Annotated in this window: 18 protein-coding genes; 7 read left to right on the forward strand and 11 right to left on the reverse strand. The window is 76.2% G+C overall.

The window, feature by feature from the left end:
- Position 1: 1 nt before the first annotated feature.
- On the forward strand, positions 2 to 1,477 hold the full coding sequence (locus ACFU0Y_RS02870) for a dihydrolipoamide acetyltransferase family protein (RefSeq protein WP_380212935.1): 1,476 nt from the start codon (positions 2 to 4) through the stop codon (positions 1,475 to 1,477).
- A 162-nt stretch (positions 1,478 to 1,639) separates the two neighbouring features.
- On the opposite strand, the gene ACFU0Y_RS02875 is transcribed toward ACFU0Y_RS02870, so the two are convergent.
- The 3 genes from ACFU0Y_RS02875 to ACFU0Y_RS02885 all read right to left on the reverse strand — a co-directional run bounded on the left by ACFU0Y_RS02875 (position 1,640) and on the right by ACFU0Y_RS02885 (position 4,523).
- Positions 1,640 to 2,893 carry an alpha-hydroxy acid oxidase gene (locus ACFU0Y_RS02875; RefSeq protein WP_380212936.1) on the reverse strand — a complete coding sequence of 418 codons (1,254 nt, stop codon included), beginning with the start codon at positions 2,891 to 2,893 and terminating at the stop codon, positions 1,640 to 1,642.
- A 74-nt stretch (positions 2,894 to 2,967) separates the two neighbouring features.
- A complete protein-coding gene (locus ACFU0Y_RS02880; RefSeq protein WP_380212937.1) occupies positions 2,968 to 3,129 on the reverse strand; it encodes a hypothetical protein in 162 nt (53 codons plus the stop codon).
- Between the two features lie 200 nt (positions 3,130 to 3,329).
- Complete coding sequence (locus ACFU0Y_RS02885) at positions 3,330 to 4,523, reverse strand: glycosyltransferase (RefSeq protein WP_380212953.1); 1,194 nt, start codon at positions 4,521 to 4,523, stop codon at positions 3,330 to 3,332.
- Positions 4,524 to 4,658: 135 nt separating this feature from the next.
- Between ACFU0Y_RS02885 and ACFU0Y_RS02890 the strand changes: the two genes are divergently transcribed.
- Both ACFU0Y_RS02890 and ACFU0Y_RS02895 read left to right on the forward strand, forming a co-directional pair.
- A complete protein-coding gene (locus ACFU0Y_RS02890; RefSeq protein WP_380212938.1) occupies positions 4,659 to 5,525 on the forward strand; it encodes a UbiA family prenyltransferase in 867 nt (288 codons plus the stop codon).
- On the forward strand, positions 5,522 to 6,961 hold the full coding sequence (locus ACFU0Y_RS02895; protein WP_380212939.1) for a phytoene desaturase family protein: 1,440 nt from the start codon (positions 5,522 to 5,524) through the stop codon (positions 6,959 to 6,961). The genes ACFU0Y_RS02890 and ACFU0Y_RS02895 overlap by 4 nt, the downstream gene beginning before the upstream one ends.
- Before the next feature lie 23 nt (positions 6,962 to 6,984).
- Here ACFU0Y_RS02895 and ACFU0Y_RS02900 read toward each other — a convergent pair whose 3' ends face one another.
- The 5 genes from ACFU0Y_RS02900 to ACFU0Y_RS02920 are packed head-to-tail and all read right to left on the reverse strand — an operon-like array spanning position 6,985 to position 12,767.
- Positions 6,985 to 8,166: a prenyltransferase gene (locus ACFU0Y_RS02900; protein WP_380212940.1), complete on the reverse strand. Its 1,182-nt coding sequence runs from the start codon at positions 8,164 to 8,166 to the stop codon at positions 6,985 to 6,987.
- Entirely contained in the window at positions 8,163 to 8,519 is a 357-nt protein-coding gene (locus ACFU0Y_RS02905) for a lycopene cyclase domain-containing protein (RefSeq protein WP_380212941.1), read from the reverse strand. The genes ACFU0Y_RS02900 and ACFU0Y_RS02905 overlap by 4 nt, the downstream gene beginning before the upstream one ends.
- Positions 8,516 to 11,002: a phytoene desaturase family protein gene (gene crtI, locus ACFU0Y_RS02910; protein WP_380212942.1), complete on the reverse strand. Its 2,487-nt coding sequence runs from the start codon at positions 11,000 to 11,002 to the stop codon at positions 8,516 to 8,518. Before crtI ends, ACFU0Y_RS02905 begins: the two co-directional genes overlap by 4 nt.
- Positions 10,999 to 12,117, reverse strand: coding sequence for a polyprenyl synthetase family protein (locus tag ACFU0Y_RS02915; protein ID WP_380212943.1), 1,119 nt, complete (start codon positions 12,115 to 12,117; stop codon positions 10,999 to 11,001). Before ACFU0Y_RS02915 ends, crtI begins: the two co-directional genes overlap by 4 nt.
- A 47-nt stretch (positions 12,118 to 12,164) precedes the next feature.
- The gene (locus ACFU0Y_RS02920; RefSeq protein ID WP_380212944.1) at positions 12,165 to 12,767 is read right to left on the reverse strand and encodes a MarR family winged helix-turn-helix transcriptional regulator; all 603 of its coding nucleotides are present in this window, start codon (positions 12,765 to 12,767) and stop codon (positions 12,165 to 12,167) included.
- Positions 12,768 to 12,805: 38 nt separating this feature from the next.
- Here ACFU0Y_RS02920 and ACFU0Y_RS02925 point away from each other — a divergent pair, with 38 nt between their 5' ends.
- From ACFU0Y_RS02925 to ACFU0Y_RS02935, 3 genes are read left to right on the forward strand one after another with little or no spacing between them, the layout of a single operon-like run.
- Positions 12,806 to 13,609, forward strand: a complete 804-nt coding sequence (locus tag ACFU0Y_RS02925) for a glycosyltransferase family A protein (protein ID WP_380212945.1) — start codon at positions 12,806 to 12,808, stop codon at positions 13,607 to 13,609.
- Positions 13,606 to 14,223, forward strand: coding sequence for a hypothetical protein (locus ACFU0Y_RS02930; protein WP_380212946.1), 618 nt, complete (start codon positions 13,606 to 13,608; stop codon positions 14,221 to 14,223). Before ACFU0Y_RS02925 ends, ACFU0Y_RS02930 begins: the two co-directional genes overlap by 4 nt.
- Positions 14,224 to 14,226: 3 nt before the next feature.
- Positions 14,227 to 14,775 (forward strand): TspO/MBR family protein, encoded by a 549-nt coding sequence (locus ACFU0Y_RS02935; RefSeq protein ID WP_380212947.1) that lies wholly within the window; start codon positions 14,227 to 14,229, stop codon positions 14,773 to 14,775.
- 22 nt (positions 14,776 to 14,797) lie between these two features.
- Here ACFU0Y_RS02935 and ACFU0Y_RS02940 read toward each other — a convergent pair whose 3' ends face one another.
- The 3 genes from ACFU0Y_RS02940 to ACFU0Y_RS02950 form a co-directional block, all read right to left on the reverse strand.
- Complete coding sequence (locus ACFU0Y_RS02940; protein ID WP_380212948.1) at positions 14,798 to 16,924, reverse strand: S8 family serine peptidase; 2,127 nt, start codon at positions 16,922 to 16,924, stop codon at positions 14,798 to 14,800.
- Between the two features lie 231 nt (positions 16,925 to 17,155).
- Positions 17,156 to 18,787: a S8 family serine peptidase gene (locus ACFU0Y_RS02945; protein ID WP_380212949.1), complete on the reverse strand. Its 1,632-nt coding sequence runs from the start codon at positions 18,785 to 18,787 to the stop codon at positions 17,156 to 17,158.
- Between the two features lie 200 nt (positions 18,788 to 18,987).
- Positions 18,988 to 19,404: a hypothetical protein gene (locus tag ACFU0Y_RS02950; RefSeq protein WP_380212950.1), complete on the reverse strand. Its 417-nt coding sequence runs from the start codon at positions 19,402 to 19,404 to the stop codon at positions 18,988 to 18,990.
- A 125-nt stretch (positions 19,405 to 19,529) separates the two neighbouring features.
- Between ACFU0Y_RS02950 and ACFU0Y_RS02955 the strand changes: the two genes are divergently transcribed.
- Positions 19,530 to 20,141: a malonic semialdehyde reductase gene (locus ACFU0Y_RS02955; RefSeq protein WP_380212951.1), complete on the forward strand. Its 612-nt coding sequence runs from the start codon at positions 19,530 to 19,532 to the stop codon at positions 20,139 to 20,141.
- Positions 20,142 to 20,189 lie beyond the last annotated feature (48 nt).

Raw genomic sequence — 20,189 nt, forward strand, 5'->3', positions numbered from 1 at the left:
CATGACCGTGAAGACGTTCACCCTGCCGGATCTCGGCGAGGGACTGACCGAGGCCGAGCTCGTGAGCTGGCTCGTCCGGGTGGGCGACACCGTCGCCGTGGACCAGCCGATCGCCGAGGTGGAGACCGCCAAGTCCGCCGTGGAGGTCCCGTGCCCGTTCGCCGGGACCGTGCACCAGCTGCACGGCTCCTCGGGGCAGACCCTCGACGTGGGCGCCCCGCTGATCTCCGTGGACACCGGGGACCGGGCCGGGACCCCCGCCCCGCAGGGCGGCGGCCCCAAGGGCGGGCAGTCCTACCGGGAAGAGGAGCGCGCCGGGGCCGACCCCGCGGCGGCCGCCGGGGTCGCCGCGAGCTCGGCGGCCTCCGACGACGACGCCGGCTCGGGCAGCGTGCTCATCGGCTACGGCACGCCCGCCGGGGGCACGGCCGGGCGCCGCCGCCGGCCGAAGCGGGCCGGCGCCGCCGGTCCGGTCCCCGCTCCCGCCCCGGCGGCGGAGCTGACCGCGGCCCAGGCCGCCGGCGCCGCCCACGACGCGATGGCCTCGGCCCCGCGCCTGGCGCCCACGGTCGTCTCGCCGATCGTGCGCAAGCTCGCCAAGGACCGCGGGATCGACATCTCCACCGTGCGCGGCTCCGGGCCCGGCGGGCTCATCCTGCGCCGCGACGTCGTGGCCGCGGCGGCCGCCCCGGCGCCGGGCCCCGCCCCGTCGTCCCCGGCCCCCGAGCCGGCCGGACCGGCGCCGTCCGCCGTGGACGCCCGCACGGGGCTCGGGGTGGCCGAGCGGATCCCGGTCTCCGGGATCCGCAAGGTCATCGGGCAGGCCATGACCCGCTCCCGCAGCGAGATCCCCGAGGCCACCGTCTGGGTGGACGTGGACGCCACGCGGCTGGTCGAGCTGCGCGCCGAGCTCAAGGCGCAGGACCCGGCCACCGCGCCGGGGCTCATGGCGCTGATCGCACGCTTCGTGCTCGCCGGTCTCGCCCGCCATCCCGAGCTCGCCACCCGGATCGAGACCCTCGAGGACGGCAGCCAGGAGATCGTGCGCTTCGACGGCGTGAACCTGGGCTTCGCGGCGCAGACCGACCGGGGGCTCGTGGTGCCGAACATCCGCGACGCGCACACCCTGAGCGCCCGCGGGCTCGACGCCGAGCTCCGGCGGCTCACCGAGCTCGCCCGCTCCGGCAGGGCCGGTCCCGCCGAGCTGTCCGGCTCCACGTTCACCCTCAACAACTACGGCGTGTTCGGCACGGACGGGGCCGCGGCGATCATCAACCACCCGGAGGTCGCGATCCTCGGGATCGGCCGGATCATCGACCGCCCGTGGGTGGTCGACGGGCAGCTGGCCGTCCGCAAGGTCACCCAGCTCTCCCTCGCGTTCGACCACCGGGTGTGCGACGGCGGGGCCGCCGGCGGCTTCCTGCGCATGGTGGCCGACGCGGTGGAGAACCCGGTGTCGGTGCTCGCGGACCTGTAGCGGCCCGCGGGCCGGCCGCCCGCGAGGGGTCGCGTCCGGATCCCCTCCCATCGCGAGGGGTCGCGTTCGGCCGGAACCGCGGCCGCACAACGACGGAACGCGACCCCTCGGCCGGTGGTGGCGCCGGAACGAGACCCCTCGGTGCCGGGGCCGCGGTCCGGCTCAGCGCTGGTCGCCGGGCGCGTCCCGCCGGGAGAGGTCGGGATGGTTGCGGGTGCCGAGCAGGTGCGGGCCGAGATCGGCCACCGTGCCGGCGCCCATCAGCTGCATGCTGATCCGCACCTCCTCGGCCAGCAGCTCGAGCGCCCGCTCCACGCCCTGCTGCCCGCCGGCCATCAGACCGTAGAGGTAGGCCCGGCCGACGAGCACGAAGTCCGCCCCGGCGCACAGGGCGGTGAGGACGTCGGCCCCGCTCATCACCCCGGAGTCGAGGATCAGCTCGACGCCCTCCCCCACCTCGTCCCGCACCTCGGGGAGGGCGTGCAGCGAGGCGGGGGCGCGGTCCAGCTGGCGGCCGCCGTGGTTGGAGACCACCAGCCCGTCGGCCCCGGCGGCCAGGGACCGCCGGGCGTCGTCCCGGGTCAGCACGCCCTTCACGAAGAGCGTCCCCGGCCACACGGAGCGGATCCACTCGAGGTCCTCGTAGGACAGCGTCGGGTCGAACATCGAGTTCGTGATGGTGGGCAGGTCGGCGCTCGTGCTCGAGAGGGACGCGAACGTCAGGGAGTCCGTGGTGAGGAAGTCGAACCACCACCCGGGCCGCCAGGAGGCGTCGGCCACCGTCCGCAGCGTGAGCCTCGGCGGGATGACCATGCCGTTGCGCACGTCCCGCAGCCGCTGACCGGCCACCGGGGTGTCCACGGTGACGAGCAGGGTGCCGTAGCCGTGGGCCGCGGCGCGCTCCAGCAGGTCCCGGGACCGGGCCCGGTCCTTCCACAGGTACAGCTGGAACCAGCGGGTCGCGTCCGGGGCGGCCGCGGCGACCTCCTCGAGCGAGCGGGTGCCCATGGTGGACAGCGTGAACGGGACGCCGGCCTGCTCCGCCGCGCGGACTCCCCCGATCTCGCCCTCCGCGTGCATGAAGCGGGTGAAGCCGGTCGGGGCGATGCCGAACGGCAGCGCCGACCGGGTCCCGGCGATCGGCGTGGACAGGTCCGGGGCGGCGATGCCGTGCAGGATCCGGGGCAGCAGCTCGACCGCGTCGAACGCCTCGCGCGAGCGCCGGCGGGTCAGCTCGCGCTGGGCGGCGCCGTCCGCGTAGTCGAACGCCGGGCGCGGGGTGCGGCGGCGGGCGATCCGGCGCAGGTCCCAGAGGTCGGCGGCCCCGGCCAGCCGGGCCGCGCGGCGGTCGAGGGTGGGGGTCTCGAACTGCAGGAGCGGGCGCAGCTCGGACCACCGGGGCAGACGCCGCTGCATGGCGGACCTCCTGACGGTCGGGTGCTCCCGACCACACTACGACGGGGATCCGGCCGTCGGGGGCGGTGCGCCGATCAGTCGGTCTCGGGGCCCGCGCAGTACGGGCAGGCCTGCTCGACGTCGGACCAGCTGTTCCGCCCGTCCCGCCGGAGCGGTGCCGCCGCCCTTCGGCCGGAGGCGTCGTCCGGGCGCGAGGAGGCCTCGGGGGAACGGGGCGGGAGCAGGTCGACGGTCATGGTGCGGTCCTCCGGGAGGGGTGGTGGCGGGCGGGGCGTCGCCCGGTCCCTCCAGTATCGAGGGCACCGTCCGTGCGGAAAAGCGATGTTTTCCCACGCTGATCCGTCAGCCGCGCTGATGGGTCCGGCCACGGACGCCGTCCCCGCCACGAGGCGCCCGGGGACCCGTCCCGTGCGTGCCCTCCGGACGCGGCCCGGGCTCAGAGGCCGGTGAGGACGTCCAGGGCGGTCCGCAGGCCCTGCTCCGCCCGCACCGCGCGCCCGATCTGCTGCGCCCGCTCCCGGCGGGCGAGGGCGTCGCGCACCGCCGGGGTCAGGACCGCCGGCCGCAGCGACCGGCGCGGGATCGGGGCCGCGGCGATGCCGAGCCGGTGCAGCTGCCGCCCCCAGAAGGGCTGGTCCACCAGGAACGGCACCACCACGGACGGGACGCCCGCGCGGGCCACCGTGTGCGTCGTCCCCGCCCCGCCGTGGTGGACCGCCACGGCGGCGTCCGGGAGCACGGCGTCCAGCGGCGCGGCGGGCACGACGAGCACGTCCTCGCCCCGGCGGTCCTCCGGCAGGGCCAGTCCGCCCCAGCCCGTGACGAGCAGGGTGCGCAGGCCGTGGGCGCGGGCGCTGTCCACCACCGTCCTCCCCCGCGCGGACGGGTCCCCGGCGCGCATGGAGCCGAAGGTGGCCACCAGGCAGGACCCGCCCCGGACGAACTCGGCCACCGCCGGATCCGGTTCGGGGGCACCGGCACCGGGGTGCCAGGAGCCGGTGAGGTGCACCTGGGCCGGCCAGTCGGCGGGCCGGGGCAGCAGCTGCGGGCTGATCCCCATCAGTGTGGCGCGGGAGGGTGCGGGGTGCCGGGGCGCCCGGCCGCCGGGCAGCTGCCGGCAGGCGTGTTCGACGTCCCGCCGGAAGAGCCGCGCCCCGCTGCGGGGGACCGCGTAGGTCGCCCGGTTGAACCGCCCGAGATCCTTCGAGACCGTGGGGCCGCCCGGTGCGGGGAACTCCCGGGTGGGCGTCGCCACGGGCACGAACTCGGCCAGCGCGCGGGGGACGCCGAGGGCGTCCGCCACGGCCGGCGCGGTGAGGACCAGCGGGTGGTGCAGGACCAGGTCCGGGGCGAACTCCAGGGTCTCCCGCACCGTTGCGGAGAACATCCGCCGCATCCCGGGGCGGACCTCGGCGCGGACGTGGTGCACCGCCGCCCGCGGCGAGGCCCCGGGGGCGGTCATCAGACGGTGGAAGTCCACGTCCAGGCCCACGGCGTCGACCCCGGTGAGGTCCACCCCGGAGTTCTCCGGCACGCCCAGCCGGACCCGGTGGCCCTGCGCGGTCGCGTACCGGGCCAGGGCCGCGAACGGCTCCACGTCGCCGCGGGTTCCGGAGGTCAGCAGCATCATGCGCACCCCCACAGTCTGCCCCGCGGCGCGACGGCGCACGACCTGACGGACGCCGCCGCACGGGCCGCGGAACCGACGTAGGCTGGAGTGCACCCGGACCCCCGGGTCACCTGACGCCCGAGGAGGTCCGCCGCCGTGCCCCAGGCCGGATTCGCCCCCGCATTCCAGCGGATCGTGCACATCTCGCGCCCGGTGCTGTGGATCAACGCCCTGGGCACCGGCGTGGTGGGCATGTGGCTGGCCGGCTCGCTGTGGCGGTGGGAGGCGCTGCCGCTGCTGCTGTGGCTCACCCTCCCCTTCAACCTGCTGATCTACGGCGTCAACGACGTCTTCGACCAGGACACCGACGCCCACAACCCGCGCAAGGGCTCGCTCGAGGGCGCCCTCATCAGGTCCGACGAGGTGCGCACGATCCTGACCGCGGTGCTCGTCACCAACGTCCCGTTCGTGCTCTGGTTCGCGGCCACCCTGCCCCCGGCGGCGCTGGGCTGGATCGCGGGCTACGTGCTGGTCTTCGTGTTCTACTCGGCCCCTCCCCTGCGCTTCAAGGCCCGGCCCGGCCTGGACTCGCTGAGCAACGCCGCCTACGCGCTGCCGCTGGTCTTCGTCGCCCTCGCGCTGGGGGCCGCTCCCGTGTGGCCCGCCGCGCTCGGTCTGATGGCGTGGAGCGTGGCCAAGCACGCGTTCGACGCCGTCCAGGACATCGACGAGGACCGCGCGGCGGGCATCAGCACCACGGCGGTCCGGCTGGGCCCGCGCGGGACGGCGCTGTGGAGCGGCGCCTGGTGGGCCGCGTCCACGCTCGGCTTCGCGCTGGTCAGCCTGCCGGTGGCCGCGGTCAACGCCCTCATCGCCGGGTGGCTCGTGGTCTGCCTGCTGCGGGACCCGCGGCCCGGGACCGGGCACCGGCTGTACCGGTACTCGATCGCCTTCCCCTACGTCGCCGGCGCCGTGGCCGGTGTGCAGCTGACGGTGGCGCTGTTCTTCGGGCTGTACCCGTGAGCCGCGTCGTCGTCGTCGGCGGCGGCGTCGGGGGGCTGACGTCGGCCGCCCTGCTCGGCCACGCCGGTCACCGCGTCACCCTCTTCGAGGCCGCCGACCACCTCGGCGGCAAGAGCCGCCGCCTCGAGTCCGAGGGTCAGCGCCTGGACACCGGCCCGTCCCTGTTCACCTTCCCGGGCGTGTGGGAGGAGCTCCTCCGCCGCCTGGACCGCCTGCGGGACGCCGGCGCCGCGCGGCCGGGGGGCCGCGGGCCGCGGGCCGCGGAGACGGCCGGGCTCGAGCTGGAGCGCCTGCCCGAGGTCGGCACGTACTACTACCGCGGCGAGCGGTGCGAGCTGCCGGTCCCGCCCGGGCATCCGTGGCACGCCGCGTGGACCCGCTTCGAGGCCGAGCACGGCGTGCTCGGCCCGGACATCACGCGGCTGCTGACCACCGACGTCCTGGACCGGGCGGCCTATCCGGCGCTGGGCCGGCTCGGGAAGCTGTACGGGCGCCGGCTCACGACCCGCGACTACCTCGACAGCCTCTCCTGGATGCCGGAGGGCCTGCGCGAGGTCATCGCCATCCACACCCTCAACGCCGGCGTCGGCCCCGCCCGGACCCCGGCGCTGTACGCGAGCATGCCCGCCGTCATGGCCCGCGACGGCGTCTGGATCCCCCGGGGCGGTGTGCACGAGCTGGTCGAGGCGCTGCGGCGCCTGGCCGTGGACGCCGGGGTCGAGCTGCGCACCGGCGAACCGGTGACCGCCGTGGCCCGCCGGAGCGTCCGCACGGACCGGGGGGAGCACCCGGCCGACGCCGTGGTGAGCGGGCTCGACGCCCACCGGCTGGACGGGCTGCTCGCGGGCCGCGCCCCCCGGGTCCCGCGCCGGCTCAGCTGCTCGGCCGTCGCGATCTACGCGGTCCTCCACGACGAGCTGCCCGCGGGCACACCCCGGCACGGCGTGCTCCTGCCCGACCGCCCCGCCGACCTCTACGCCGACCTGGAGGCCGGCAACGAACCCGCGCAGACCATGGCCTTCGCGAACCACTACCCGGCGCACGGGGTCCACCCCAACAGCGCGGCCACGCTCGCCCTGCTGCTGACCGCACCGGCCAACGGGAGGTCCTACTCGCTCGAGGACCCGTTCGTGGCGCGCGAGCTCGAGCGCACGGCGCGGGTGCTCGGCCTGCCCGGACCGCTCACGGACCGCTTCCGGAGCACGGAGATCCTGGACCCCGCGCACTTCGCCGCGCACGGCTCGGCGGGCGGGGCGCTGTACGGGGCGGTGCGGCCCTCGTGGCGCAGCGGCCCGTTCCACTCCCCCGCCCACCGCAGTCCGCTGCGGCCCTGGCTGTGGCGGGTGGGCGCCTCAGTGCACCCGGGCGGCGGTCTGCCCGCGGTGCTGGGCGGGGCCATGATCTCGACCGAGAAGCTGCTGCGGCGCCTCGGGTAGTGCCCTCCCCGGGTGGGGAGCGGTCAGTGGGCGAGCTCCCACGCCTGGAGCAGCAGCAGCGTCGCGAGGAACCCGGTGAGGTAGTTCAGCCACAGGAACCGCCGCCAGCCCCGGTGGGCGCGCTCGCAGCCGGCGTCCGTGATGGTCAGGAACGGCACGAGGTTCGCGAGGTAGGGCAGCACCAGGAAGGACGCCACCGGTCCCGGCCAGGGGGTGAGCAGCAGGAGCACCCCGGCGGCGAGGTAGAACGCCGCGGCGGTCCACACCGTGGCCCGGGCCCCCAGGACCGTCGCGATCGAGCGCAGCCCGCCCTCCCGGTCCGCCTGCACGTCCTGCACGGCCCCGAACGCCTGCGAGGCCATCGACCACAGGAAGAACCCGGCGCACAGGGCCACGAGCCCCGGGGACAGGTCCGCCCCGGCGAGCACGAGGCCGTAGACGGCCGGGGACACGAAGTGCGCGGCGGAGGTCGCCGAGTCCAGGACCGGGACCTCCTTGAAGCGCAGCCCCCGCAGGCTGTAGGCCACCACCGCGAACAGGCTCACCGCGAGCACCCCCGCCGCGGCCGCCCCGCCCACCAGGAACAGGTACGCCAAGAAGGGCAGCGCCGTCAGCACCGAGCCCACGAGGACCATCCGGTGCTCGGACCGGTCCACGAGCGCGCCCTCCACCCCGCCCTTGCGGGGATTGCGGAGATCGGACTCGTAGTCGAAGACGTCGTTGATCCCGTACATCAGCAGGTTGTACGGGAGGAGGAAGAACAGCGTCCCCACCACGAGGGTCAGGTCCACCCGCCCGGTCGTCAGGACGTAGGCCGCCGCGAACGGATAGGCGGTGTTGACCCAGGAGACCGGCCGGGAGGTGGCCACGAGGGTCCGCACGGTGGCGGTGAGCCGGCCGCGCTCGGCCAGCCCCCACCACAGCGAGGGCAGCAGCAGCAGCGCGGCGAGCGGGTACGCGAAGTCCTCGACCGGCACCAGGCCGATCCGCAGCTCCGTGATGTGCCCGGCCCCGTAGTCGAAGAAGCCGGCGGCGATCATGAGGTTGTCGAACACGACCGTGAGCACCGCGAGCACCAGGAAGGAGATCCCGAGCACGGCCAGGGCCCGGCGGCGCGGCGGCGCCGGGGACGGCCGGCGGACCAGCAGGGTCGCCGGGGTCAGGGCGAGCGCGAGGAAGACGGGGATGACGAGGGCGTAGGTCACGGGGCGTCCGCCTCCTCGCGTCCCGGGTCCGCCGCGGCGGCGCGGCGCGCCAGCGCCTGCTCCGTGAGCCGGACCAGGTTCATCGTGAGGTAGCAGAGGAACACGAGGAACACGACCTCCTCGACCGGGATCTGCGGGGCGACCATCCAGCCCGTCGCCCACACGCTCTGGCTGTGCAGGAAGATGCCGAGGCTGATCCCGGCGACGTCCCAGGCGAGGAAGAACACCAGCCCCGCGAGCAGCACCAGCGCCGCCCGGCGGGGGTCCCGGGCGAAGAACAGCCTTCCGCGCACGTCGAGGAGCACCATCCCGGCCAGGCTGAACAGCAGGAAGCCGAGGTACACGAAGCTCATCCGCGCGGCACCAGGGGTTCTGCCAGCGGTCCGGTGGAGGTGTCCCCGCGCAGGTCCTTGAGCAGGATCTCCGCGCTGATCAGGCACATCGGCAGGCCGATGCCGGGGATGGTCGAGGCCCCGCAGTAGTGCAGCCCCGCGACCTTGCGGCTGCGGTTGGTGCCCCGGAAGAACGCGGACTGCCGGAGCACGTGGGCCGGGCCCAGCACGTTGCCGCGCCAGGAGTTGAAGTCCCGCCGGAAGTCCTCCGGGCCCACGGTGTGGCGCACCACGACGCGCTCCCGCAGGTCCGGCACGCCCGCCCACGCCGCGATCTGGTCGAGCACCCGGTCCGCGACGGCCTCGACCCGCGGGGAGCCGGTGCCGTCGGGTCCGCCCGCGCCCAGCGCGGGGTCGGCGGGGACCGGGATCAGCACGAAGAGGTTCTCGTGCCCGGCCGGCGCCACCCCGGGATCGGTCGCCGAGGGCTTGCAGACGTACACGGACGCGGGGTCCGGAACGCTCGTGGGCTCCTCGAAGATCGCCCGGAAGTTCGTGTCCCAGTCCTCGCTGAAGAACAGGCTGTGGTGCGGCAGCTCGGGCAGCCCGCCGCGCACCCCGAGCATCACGAGCACCGCGCCGGGGCCGGTCTGGCGCCGGTCCCAGTACCGCTGGGGGTAGCTCTGCAGCTCGCGCGGGAGCAGCGCCGTCTCCGTGTGGTGCAGGTCCGCGGCCGAGACGACCACGTCCGCGGCGAGCTCGTGCTCCGCCCCGTCCGCGTCCCGCCACACGACGCCGGTGGCGCGCACCGGGCCGTCGGCGGCCGGGGAGGTGCTGATCCGCAGCACGTCCGCGCCGGTCCGGATCCGCGCACCGTGGGAGACGGCGAGCCGCTCGACGGCCTCGACGACCCGGCGGAATCCGCCCTGGGGGTACTGGACGGAGTCCGTGAGGTCCATGTGGCTCATGAGGTGGTACAGCGACGGCGTCATCCGGGGCGCGCTGGCCAGGAAGACGGCCGGATAGCCGAGCACCTGCCGCAGCCTCGTGTCCTGCACGGTGCCGGCGGCGAAGTCGTGCAGCGAGCCGGTGAGGTGGCGGGCGAGCTCGGGCAGGCCCCGCAGCACCGGACGGGTGAGCAGCGGGGTGAACGAGGCGTAGGAGGTGTAGAGGAAGTGGTCGACGGCGAGCTGGTAGGTCCGCTTCGCCGAGGCCAGGTACGCCCGGATCCGCTCGCCCGCGCCGGGCTCCACCGACTCGAACAGGGCCACGGTGTCCTCGAGGTCCGAGCGGATGTCGATCGGCTGCTCGTAGCGCTCGCCCCACACCCGGTAGGCCGGGTCCAGCCGGAGCAGCTCGAGCTCCTCGGCGGCGCTGGAGCCCATGAGCCGGAAGAAGTGGTCGAAGACCTCGGGCATGAGGTACCAGGAGGGCCCGGTGTCGAAGCGGAAGCCGTCCCGCTCGAGCCGCCCGGCGCGCCCGCCCGTCGTCGTCCCGCGCTCGAGGACGGTGACGTCCCAGCCGTCCTTCGCGAGCAGCCCCGCGGCGGCGAGCCCGGCGATCCCGGCCCCCACCACCACGGCGTGCCGCCCCCGGGGCCCGGCGGGGCGGCGGCGGGTGCGGGCCCGGACCACCGCGGCCGCGGCGAGCCCGGCCTTGCGGGGGTTGGGCACGCGGATGCGGGAGCTCAGCAGCTCCCGGGCAGGGGTGGCACGGATCCGCACGGACAGCTCCCGGAACAGGTCGTGGGCGGCGAGGACGGCGGCGCGCGAGGACTTCGGGAGGTCCTCGATCACCGCCCGGGCGGCCGCGAGGTCTGCGTCGATGTCGTCGAGGAGACGGTTCTTCTCGGTCTCGGAGAACTCCCCGGGCTCCACGCCGGGGAAGTACACGCGGCCGAGCTCCCCGTAGTCCTCGGCCAGGTCGCGCAGGAAGTTGACCTTCTGGAACGCCGCGCCCAGCCGGCGGGCCCCCGCCACGAGCTCGGCCCGGCACTGCTCGGGCACGGTCCGGCCGGCCAGGAAGACCTGCAGGCACATCAGCCCCACGACCTCGGCCGAGCCGTACACGTACTCGTCGAGGGAGTCGGCGCTGTGCCGGTCCTCGCTGAGGTCGGCGCGCATCGACGCGAAGAACGGGCGCACGAGGTCGGCGCCGATCCCTGCGTGGCGGGCCGTGCGGGCGAAGGCGTGCACCACGAGGTTGCTGCTGAAGCCGCGCTCGATCGCCCGGTAGGTCTCGTCCTCGAGGTCGTCCAGCAGCTCCCGCGAGCCCCCGGGCGGGACGCCGGCGCCGGCGCTGGCGCCGTCGACGATCTCGTCGGCGATCCGCACCAGGGCGTAGACGGCGTAGACGTGCGGGCGGATCTCCGGGCCGAGCAGCCGGCAGGCGAGGCCGAAGGACGTGGAGTAGCGGCTGATCACGGTCGCGGCGGCCTGCTGGGCGGTGTCGTCGTACCGGGCGGCGGCCTCGGCCGGGGACCCGGCGTGCTGGGCGGCGCTCACCGGATGCGCTCCGTGGCCCCGGCCACGATGCGGCGCAGGTCCTGGGTCAGGGACGCGGGCAGCCCGGCGTCGTCGAGCAGGGCCCGGGCCTCGTCGGCGCACTCGGCGACCATGTCCTCGACCTCCCGGCGCGCTCCGCACTGCTCGAGCAGGTCCCGGGCCCGCAGGGCCTGCTCGCCGGTGATCTCGTGGCGGCCCAGGATCGCGTCGAGCTCCTCGCCGGCAGGGGTGCGCTGCGCGGCGGCGACGAGCATGGTCCGCTTGCCCTCCCGCAGGTCGCTGACCGCGGACTTGCCCGTGGCCCCGGGGTCCCCGAAGACGCCGAGCAGGTCGTCCACGAGCTGGTACGCCGTGCCCACGGTCCGGCCCAGGCGCCCGAGCACCTCCACGTCCCCGTCGGGGGCCCCGCCGAGCACCCCGCCGGCCTGCAGCGGCGTCTCGAAGGAGTAGACCGCGGTCTTCAGGCACGTGGCCGCCAGGATCTGCTCGCGCCCGGGACGGGCCCCTGGCAGCGTGTGGTCGACGTCGAGCAGCTCGCCCGCGGCCGAGGAGAACAGGGCCGCGTCGAGCAGGTCGAGCAGGCGGGGCAGCCGCTCGGGGGAGAGCCCGGAACGGGCCACGAGCCGGTACGCGCCGGCGAGGGCGAGGTCCCCGGCGATGACGCCGACGCTCGCGCCGTACTGGCGCGCCTGGTCGGGCCCCGAGCCCGAGGCGAACGCCCGGGAGGCGGCGGCGGCGTTGATGGTGGGCTGGTGCCGGCGCTGCTCGTCCTGGTCGATGACGTCGTCGTGCACGATGAGGGCGGTGTGCAGCAGCTCGAACGCCGCGCCGACGGACTCGACCACGGCATCCGGCTCGGGCGCGGGATAGGCGCCGGCCGCGAGGCGCACCAGGCGGGGGCGGATCTGCTTGCCGCCGGAGCTGAGCCGGGAGACCTCGCCCCACAGCCGGGCGAAGCCGGGGTCCACGGCCTCCGCGCGGCCGGTGGCCTCGGCGAGGAACTCCGCCAGGACGGGCGCCCGGGCAGGCTCTCGCCCACCACCGCCCCCGGTCCGCGTCCCGGTGCCCGGACGGGCGCTCGAGAAAGCCGATTCGCGCGAGAAGACCGTCACCATTCCCCCATTTCACCACAGTCCTTCGATAATCGAATCAATGGTCCGCGTCACGCCGTCCGCGGACTCGCCCCCGGTTCCTCGGGGGCCGGCGGGACCGGGGCCTCCTGCGGGGTCCCGTCCTCGGGCCCTCCCTCCCCCGCCCGGTAGCCGGCCCGGCGGACCGCCTCGGTGAGCTGGGGCAGGCGCCGGCGCAGGACGTCGATCTCCTCGTCGGTGCAGTCGTCGAGCACCGCGAGGACCTCCTCGCCCATGGCCGAGAACATCCGGCGGCCGGAGCGGTAGGCGTGCTCCGTGGCCTGGAGGCTGATCTCCCGCCGGTCGCGGGGGTCGACCGCGCGCACCAGGTGGCCCGCGGCCACCAGCCGCTTGATGACCGTGGTGGTCGCGGAGCCGCTCAGCACGAGCCGCCGGGCGATGTCCCCGGCGCGCACCGGCCGGCCGTCGCGGTTGGCCTGCATGACCTCGTTGAGGGCGTGGACGTCCTTGTGCGCCAGGCCGAAGCGGCGGCGGACCTGGTCCGCGTAGCGCTCGGCCTCGGTGCTGAACTGCTGCAGCAGGAAGAGCACGTCGAATCCCCGGCGTCCCTGGTGCGCGCTGCCGCCCGGTGCCGCGGCGCCGGACGTGCTGGTCGTGCCCTCGTCGGACTGCATGTGCCGATTCTAGGGCGCGGGCACGAGAGAATGGGGCCATGACCGAGAGCAGAGACCAGACCGGACCGGACTCGCCGCCGCCGGAGGCGGCCGGGGGCCCGGCGGTGTCGGTGGTGGTGCCGGCCCGCGACGACGCCGCGCACCTCGCGCGGTGCCTGCGGCTGCTCGCCGCGCAGACCCGGCCGCCGGACGAGATCGTGGTGGTGGACAACGCCTCGAGCGACCGCACCGCCGAGGTGGCCCGCGCCGCCGGGGCGCGCGTGGTGCACGAGCCCGTGCGCGGCATCCCGGCCGCCGCCGCCGCCGGCTACGACGCCGCCCGGGGGGACGTGGTGGTGCGCTGCGACGCGGACAGCGTCCCCGGTCCGGAGTGGATCGCCGGGCTGCTGACGGCCCTCGCGTCCCGTCCGGACGTGGTCGCCGTCACCGGCCCGGGCCGCTTCCACGGCCTTCCGCCGGGGATCGACCGGCTGCTGTCCGCGCTGTACATCGGCCTGTACGTGCTCAGCACGGCCGCCGCGCTGGCCCATCCCCCGCTCTTCGGCACCAACATGGCGATGCGCCGGTCCTGGTGGCTCGATGTCCGGGACGGCGTGCACCGCGACGACCCCGAGCTGCACGACGACTTCGACCTCAGCTTCCGACTGGACCCCGCGCACCGGATCCTGTTCCGGCCCGGGCTGTCCGTGGGCATGTCCCCCCGGGCGCTGCGGGGTGGGCGCCCCGCCGTCCGGCGGCTGGCCCGCGCCTTCCGGACGATCCGGCTCAACTGGGCCGACGAGCCGCCGTGGGAGCGGTGGCAGGCGCGGCTGGGCCACCGGCTGGGCGGAGGTCGCGCATGAGACGGCTCGCCCTGGCGGTGCGGTGGCTCGGCCCCCTCTCCGTGGTGCTCACCGCCCTGTTCTTCGACGCCGTGGGCGCCTCCGTGATGATGCTGGTGTGCCTGGCCATCACCATCACGTGGCGGGCCCGGCTGCCCGCGGCCCTGGAGATCACCACGGACGTGACGGTGCTGGTCGCCGCGTGGAGCTCGGTGTTCCTGCTCTACGAGAAGTACGCGCACTGGGACCTGGTCGTGCACTTCGCGGCCACCGCCGTGCTGGCCGAGCTCGCCTTCCGCGCCCTCGAGCGCTGGTCCCGTCTGACGCCCCCCGGCCCGGTGTCCCACGTGGTGGTGGTCAGCTCCCTGGGCGCGGCGCTGGCCCTGGTCTGGGAGTACCTCGAGCTCGTCGGCTACTACCTCGTGGACCCCCAGGTCAACGTGGGCTACCGCGACACCATGGGCGACCTCGCCGCCGGCCACGCCGGGGCGGTGGTCGCCGGCATCCTCGGCGCCTGGGCCCGGCAGCGGGCGGCGGCCTCCGGCGGCGCCCGGCCGGGCGGTGACGGTGCCCGGCGCGCCACCGACGATCCGGGCGCCGCCCACGATCCGCGCACCACCGAGACGAAGGACTGATCCATGCTCCGGACGAACCTGCTCAGGACCACCGTGCAGACGGCGGCGGCCGCCGCCGCCGGCACCGCCGCCTCCGCCGGGGTGGACAGCCCCTGGTACCGGGACCTGCGCAAGCCCGGGCTGCAGCCGCCGGCCGCGGTGTTCCCGGTCGTGTGGACCGTTCTCTACGCGGACCTGGCGGTGACCTCGGCCGCGGTGCTCACCGAGCTGCAGCGGCAGACCCGCCCGGGCCTGCACCGCCGCGGCCCGCGGGTGCGGACGATCCCGCGGCCGGAGCGCACCCCGTCCGAGGCGGCCCGGCGCGAGCGCGGCTACCGCCGGGCGCTCGCGCTGAACCTCGCCCTCAACGCGGGGTGGAGCTGGGTCTTCTTCACGAAGCACGACACCGCGCTGGCCACGGCCACGGCCGCGGCGCTGACCGCCAGCACCGCCGACCTCGCCCGCCGGGCGGCGCAGGCGCGGCCGCTGCACGGCGCCGCCCTGCTCCCCTACGCCGGCTGGTGCGGGTTCGCCACGCTCCTCGGCGCCCGCATCCACCGGCTGAACTCCTGAGCCGGACCGGGCCCGGCCCGGCTCAGCGGTAGGAGATGGTGACCGCGCCGTGGCGGTAGCCGATCGTTCCGCCCTGGAAGCGCTGGGTGACGGTGTCCCCGGAGCGGCGCTCCGGGGACACCGGGTAGCCCAGCCGCCCGCGCTCGCCCCGGAGGTCGGCGTGGGCCCGCCCGATCGCCCCGCGCACGGCCTGCGCGCCGGTGGCGGGCGACCACAGGACGCGGCCCCGCTCGAAGGTCTGCTGCGCTCCGCCGCCGGCCGGGCCGCCGCGCTCGCCGCCCAGCGGATAGCCCAGCGGACCCGTCGCCCCGCCGAGGGCGGACCAGCGCGCGCCGATGGCGCCGCGCACGGGGGCCGCTCCGGTCCCGGCGCTCCAGACCACCGCGCCCCGCTGGAAGAGCTGCTGGACGCCCCCGGTGCCGTCGCCCCGCTCCCCGCTGCGCGGATAGCCGAGGGAGCCGTTGACGCCGCCGGCCCGGTGCCAGGCGCCGCGCACACCGCCGTGCACCCACCGGGCGCCCGTGTCCGCGCTCCAGTAGATCGCGCCGCGCTCGAACTCCTGGTAGCAGCCGTCCTGCGCGAGACCGCACCGTTCGTGCGAGCGCGGCGCCCCGGTGGACGCACCGATCCGGGCGTGGAGCGCGCCGATGGCCCCCTGCGCGGTGTAGCCCTCCTGCAGCGTGGCCCGGGCGACGGCGGCCCGGGGGTTCACGAGGCCGGCGCCGCAGCCGCCCGGGCAGGCCCCGGGCAGGGGCCGGGCAGTGGCCGCCAGGACCTCCTTGACCTGGGCCGGCGAGAGGGACGGGTCCGTCTCCCGGACCAGGGCCACGACCCCCGCGACCGTGGGACTGGCCATCGAGGTGCCGTACTTGTAGGTGTACGTGCCCCCGCCGGGCCGGGAGCTCCCGGCGTCGGCCGTGGACAGGATCTGCCGGGCGGGATCCCCGCCCGGGGCGGCCAGCGTGACCCGGCCCCAGTTGGAGTAGCCGGCGCGGGCGCCGTGGGCGGTGGTCGCGGCCACCGCGATCACCCCCCGGCAGTTGGCGGGCGACTCCGTCCGGGCGTCCCGGTCGTGGTTGCCGGCCGCCGCCACCACGCTCGTGCCGCGGGCGAGGGCACGGTCGATGCCGTCCTGCAGGGACGCCGGACAGGTGCTGGACAGGAAGCCGAGGCTGAGGTTCACCACGGTGGCCGGGTGGGGGTTCGCCGGGACGCCGTCGACGTCCTCGCCGGCGGCCCAGGCGATCGCCACGGCGATGTCGGAGACGTACCCGTCCCCGCAGGCGCCCAGGGCGCGCACCGGCAGCAGCTTCGCCCCGTGGGCGACCCCGGCCACGCCGGTCGCGTTGTTGCCCCGCGCCGCCGCGATGCCGGCCGTGTGCGTGCCGTGCCAGGAGGAGGTCCTCGCGGCGGCACCGATCCCGCACTCGCCGGGGCCGGCGTAGTCCCCCTCGTCCCGCGGATCCGGATCCCAGCCGTCGCCGTCGCGCGAGTGGCCCGGCTGCACGCCGCCGGCGTGCAGGGAGACGAAGTCGTGGCCCGGCAGGACGTTGGCGTCGAGGTCGGGGTGGGGCGTGATCCCGGTGTCCACGACCGCGACGGTCTGTCCGCTGCCGGTGGCCCGGTCCCACGCGCCGGGCAGGCCGAGGCCCGCGGGCACGGGCTGGAGGTTCCACTGGGACGTCGCGTAGTAGGGGTCGTCGGGCACCGCGGCGATGCCGGCGAGATGGTCCGGCTCGGCGTACTCGACGGCCGGGTCCTCCTCGAGGGCGCCGGTCAGGATCGCGAGCTCCTCCGCCCCCAGGAGCTCGCCCGCCGCCACGACCTTGGCCTCGTCCACGGTCTCGCTGACCTCGGCCAGCCGGGGCGCCGTCCCCGCGCGCTCGCCCGCCGCCGCGCCCCCGGGTGCGATCCGCTCCGCGGCCTCCGCGTAGATCCGCTGCCGGGCGCGGGGCCCGGGCTCCGCGCCGGCCGTGAACTTCACGATCACCCGGTCGGTCGCCCCGGCGCTCCGTGACCCGACCGGCGCGGGCGCGGGCACGGCCGGCGCGGTGGTCTCCGCCGTCGGCCCGGCCGCCGCCGGGGCCGTGGCGCCGACGAGGAGCAGGACCAGGGCGGCCGTCAGGGCGCGGCCGTGGAAGGACGTCATGGGTTCTCCAGGCGGTGGGGGACGCGGTCCGCAGCGAGGGCTGCCGCGCACCCACCGCGGGAAGCGGGGGCCGGCGCCGCTGCGCTCAGCGTACGGAGCGGTTGCTTTTGTTACCGAATGGGAAGATCCATGATTCCGTTGGTACCTGGTCGGCGAGAGCGGCGCGGCCCGGGCACGACGACGGCGCCGCCCACCCGGGAGGTGGACGGCGCCGCGGGGCGGACCGGAGCGTCAGCGGGCGGTGGGGACCGTCCACCACTGTGTCGGCAGGAACAGCTCCCAGCGGGCGCCGAGACCGGCGTTCCAGATGATCCACCCGTTGCTGAACTCCTGGAAGCAGGGCGTGCCCCCCAGGGCGCACAGCTCGCGGGAGCGGGGCTCCCCGGTGGTCGCGCTGATCTTCCGGTGCAGGGCCCCGATGCCGCCGGCGGTGCCGAAGGGCGCGCCGCCCTGCGCCGCGATCAGCGCGGAGACCGGGTCCACGATGCCGGCGCCGCAGCCGGGCGCGCACCCGCCCGGGGCCTGCCGGGCCGTGGAGGTCAGCGCGTCCTGGAGGCCTGCCACGCCCAGCCCCGGGGCGGCCTCACGGAGCAGCGCCACGGCGCCGGAGACCGCCGGCGCCGCCATGGACGTGCCGTTGCGCTCCGTGTACGCGGGCGCGCCGGGGCCCTGGGTCCCGGTGTTGCCGGTCGACAGGATCTGCGCGTAGGGGTCCCCGCCCGGGGCCGCGAGCGTGACCGAGCCGAAGTTGGAGTACGGGGCCAGGGCGCCCGAGACGTCCGTCGCGGCCACCGCGATCACGCCGGGGCAGTTGGCGGGAGCGGACTGCGCGGCGTCCACGCCCTGGTTGCCCGCGGCCACGACCACGGGGATCCCCCGGTTCAGGGCCTCCCCGATCGCGGACCGCAGCACCGCCGGGCACTCCCCCGGCACGCCGAGGCTGAGGTTGATGACCGTCGCGGGGTTCGGGTTGGCGGCGGCGCCGGCCACCGGGGCGCCGGCGGCCCACCGGACGCCGGCGGCGACGTCGGTGATGTACCCCTGGCTGCAGGCGCCCACGGCGCGCACCGGGAGGATCTTCGCGTCCGGGGCCACCCCGGAGATGCCCTGGCCGTTGTTCGCGTCGGCCGCGGCGATGCCGGCCGTGTGCGTGCCGTGCCAGGTGGAGCTCGGGGTCATGGGGCTGTTGGGGCACAGCACGGCGTCGGGGTGGTCGCCCATGTCGGTCGGGTCCGGGTCCCACCCGTCGCCGTCCCGGCCGTTCTCCGCCGTGGAGACGAAGTCGTAGCCGGGCAGCACGTTCGCGTCCAGGTCCGGATGGGCGGTGATCCCCGTGTCCACGACGGCGATGGTCTGCCCGGCGCCGGTGGCCCGGTCCCACGCGAGGGGCATGCCCACGCCGGCCGGGTCGTCCCACAGGCTCCACTGCATCGCCGCGAAGGACGGGTCGTTCGGCACCGCGGCGGTGGTCGCCAGCAGGTCCGGTTCCGCGTACTCCACGGCGGGGTCCTGCTCGAGGGCGGTGGTCAGGGCCTCGAGCTCGGTGCCGGTCAGCATCGCGTCGGTGCGCACCACCTGCGCGCCGTCCGCGGTGGCTGCGGTCTCGACGAGCGCGGTGCCCCCGGCCCGGTCGGCGGCCTGCGCGTACACGACGTCACGGGTGTCCTCGGCGGCGTCCCGGAACTGCACCACGAGCCGGTCGGTCGCCGGTGCGGCGGCACCGGGATCCGTCGCGGCGACTGCCGGTCCCGGCTCGGCGGCGGGCGCGGCGGCCCCGGTCGCCGCCGCGGCCGAGCCCAGCGGGACGAGGGCGAGGGCCGCCGAGAGCGCGAGCGAGGCGGTGGTGCTGCGGGTGGTCGTCAAGTGTTCCTCCGGCCGTCGGGACGGGAGGCGGCACGGGACGCACAGCCCACCCCCCGATGGACTGGAGCGGAGACGATCCCCCTGCGGAAACGGAGCCCCCACTCCTGTGCTCCGCCCAGCGTAGGGAGGGTGTGCACGTGTGACCGAATGCGAACCCTGCGGCCGGGGCCAGGACGGCACCCGCGCGGGGTGCCGGGCGCTCAGCCGGCCCGGGCGATGCGCAGGGCGCCGGCGATCAGCGGGACCTGCAGCGGGAGCCGCACGAGCGTCACGGCCCGCCGCACCGGGGAGCCCCGGCGGGCGCGCCAGGCCATGGTGACGTTGCCGGGCCAGACGCCCACGAAGAGGGCGGCCGCGGCCCAGCCGCCGGCGCGTCGCGTGCCGGGACGGAGCAGCAGCGCTCCGACGCCGATCTCCGCGACTCCGGAGCCCAGCGTCCAGGCCCGGGGGGACCCGGGCAGGAACCGGGGGATCAGCCCGTCGAACGGCGCGGGCCGGACGAGGTGCAGCGCGCCCGTCCCGCACAGCACCGCACCCATCCGCCGGGCGCGCGCCGCCGCGGAGCGGGAGCGGCCGGGAACCGCGCCGGACGGGGACTGCGGGGATCGTCGGGGCACGGGACCAGGATACGCAGGGGACGTGCCGCCGCGTGACGGATGGCACAGTCGGGGCCCGGCATAGACCCGCCCCCGGCTTTGTTGACGTGTACATCACCGTGTTCGTGCCCCCGAAAGGACTTCCCGTGGCTCCCGAGACCCTGCAGGACCAGCTCACCCTCGACGCCCTCGCCGCCGACCTGCTCTTCCGCGAGGCCCGCACCGCGTCCGAGTTCCTCGACGAGCCCGTGGCCGACGAGCAGCTGCGGGCGGCCTTCGAGCTCGCCAAGATGGGCCCCACCGCCATGAACATCCAGCCGCTGCGCGTGACGTGGATCCGCTCCGCGGCGGCCCGGGAGCGCCTGCTCCCCCACATGGCCGGGGGCAACCGGGCGAAGACCGCCGCCGCGCCCGTCGTCGCGGTGCTGAGCTACGACCTCGACTGGCACGAGCACCTGCCCGTCGTCTTCCCGCCCGGCGCCGGCAACCAGGAGATGTTCGCCGGCGACGAGGAGCTGCGCGCGCAGATGGGCCGGGACAACGCCCACCTGCAGGCCGGGTACTTCGTGCTGGCGGTGCGCGCCGTCGGCCTCGCCGCGGGTCCCATGGGCGGTTTCGACGCCGCCGGGGTGGACGCCGAGTTCCACGCCGGCACGAGCCTGCGCTCGCTGATGGTCGTGAACATCGGCGCCCCCGCCGCCCCGCGCCACGACCGGCTGCCGCGCCTGGACTTCGACGCCGCGACCACCACTGTCTGAGCCGGCCCCGGGCGGACCCGGCGTGGGCGGGGGCGCCCCGCCCCCCCC

It is taken from the genome of Kocuria sp. NPDC057446 (assembly GCF_042802875.1).
GTDB lineage: Bacteria > Actinomycetota > Actinomycetes > Actinomycetales > Micrococcaceae > Kocuria.

Bases quoted from the DNA above. Each gene is read 5' to 3' on its own strand.
- ACFU0Y_RS02870 (WP_380212935.1), top strand. From the start codon at position 2: ATGACCGTGAAGACGTTCACCCTGCCGGATCTCGGCGAGGGACTGACC.
- ACFU0Y_RS02875 (WP_380212936.1), bottom strand. From the start codon at position 2,893: ATGCAGCGGCGTCTGCCCCGGTGGTCCGAGCTGCGCCCGCTCCTGCAG.
- ACFU0Y_RS02880 (WP_380212937.1), bottom strand. From the start codon at position 3,129: ATGACCGTCGACCTGCTCCCGCCCCGTTCCCCCGAGGCCTCCTCGCGC.
- ACFU0Y_RS02885 (WP_380212953.1), bottom strand. From the start codon at position 4,523: ATGATGCTGCTGACCTCCGGAACCCGCGGCGACGTGGAGCCGTTCGCG.
- ACFU0Y_RS02905 (WP_380212941.1), bottom strand. From the start codon at position 8,519: ATGAGCTTCGTGTACCTCGGCTTCCTGCTGTTCAGCCTGGCCGGGATG.
- ACFU0Y_RS02915 (WP_380212943.1), bottom strand. From the start codon at position 12,117: ATGGTGACGGTCTTCTCGCGCGAATCGGCTTTCTCGAGCGCCCGTCCG.
- ACFU0Y_RS02920 (WP_380212944.1), bottom strand. From the start codon at position 12,767: ATGCAGTCCGACGAGGGCACGACCAGCACGTCCGGCGCCGCGGCACCG.
- ACFU0Y_RS02925 (WP_380212945.1), top strand. From the start codon at position 12,806: ATGACCGAGAGCAGAGACCAGACCGGACCGGACTCGCCGCCGCCGGAG.
- ACFU0Y_RS02930 (WP_380212946.1), top strand. From the start codon at position 13,606: ATGAGACGGCTCGCCCTGGCGGTGCGGTGGCTCGGCCCCCTCTCCGTG.
- ACFU0Y_RS02935 (WP_380212947.1), top strand. From the start codon at position 14,227: ATGCTCCGGACGAACCTGCTCAGGACCACCGTGCAGACGGCGGCGGCC.
- ACFU0Y_RS02940 (WP_380212948.1), bottom strand. From the start codon at position 16,924: ATGACGTCCTTCCACGGCCGCGCCCTGACGGCCGCCCTGGTCCTGCTC.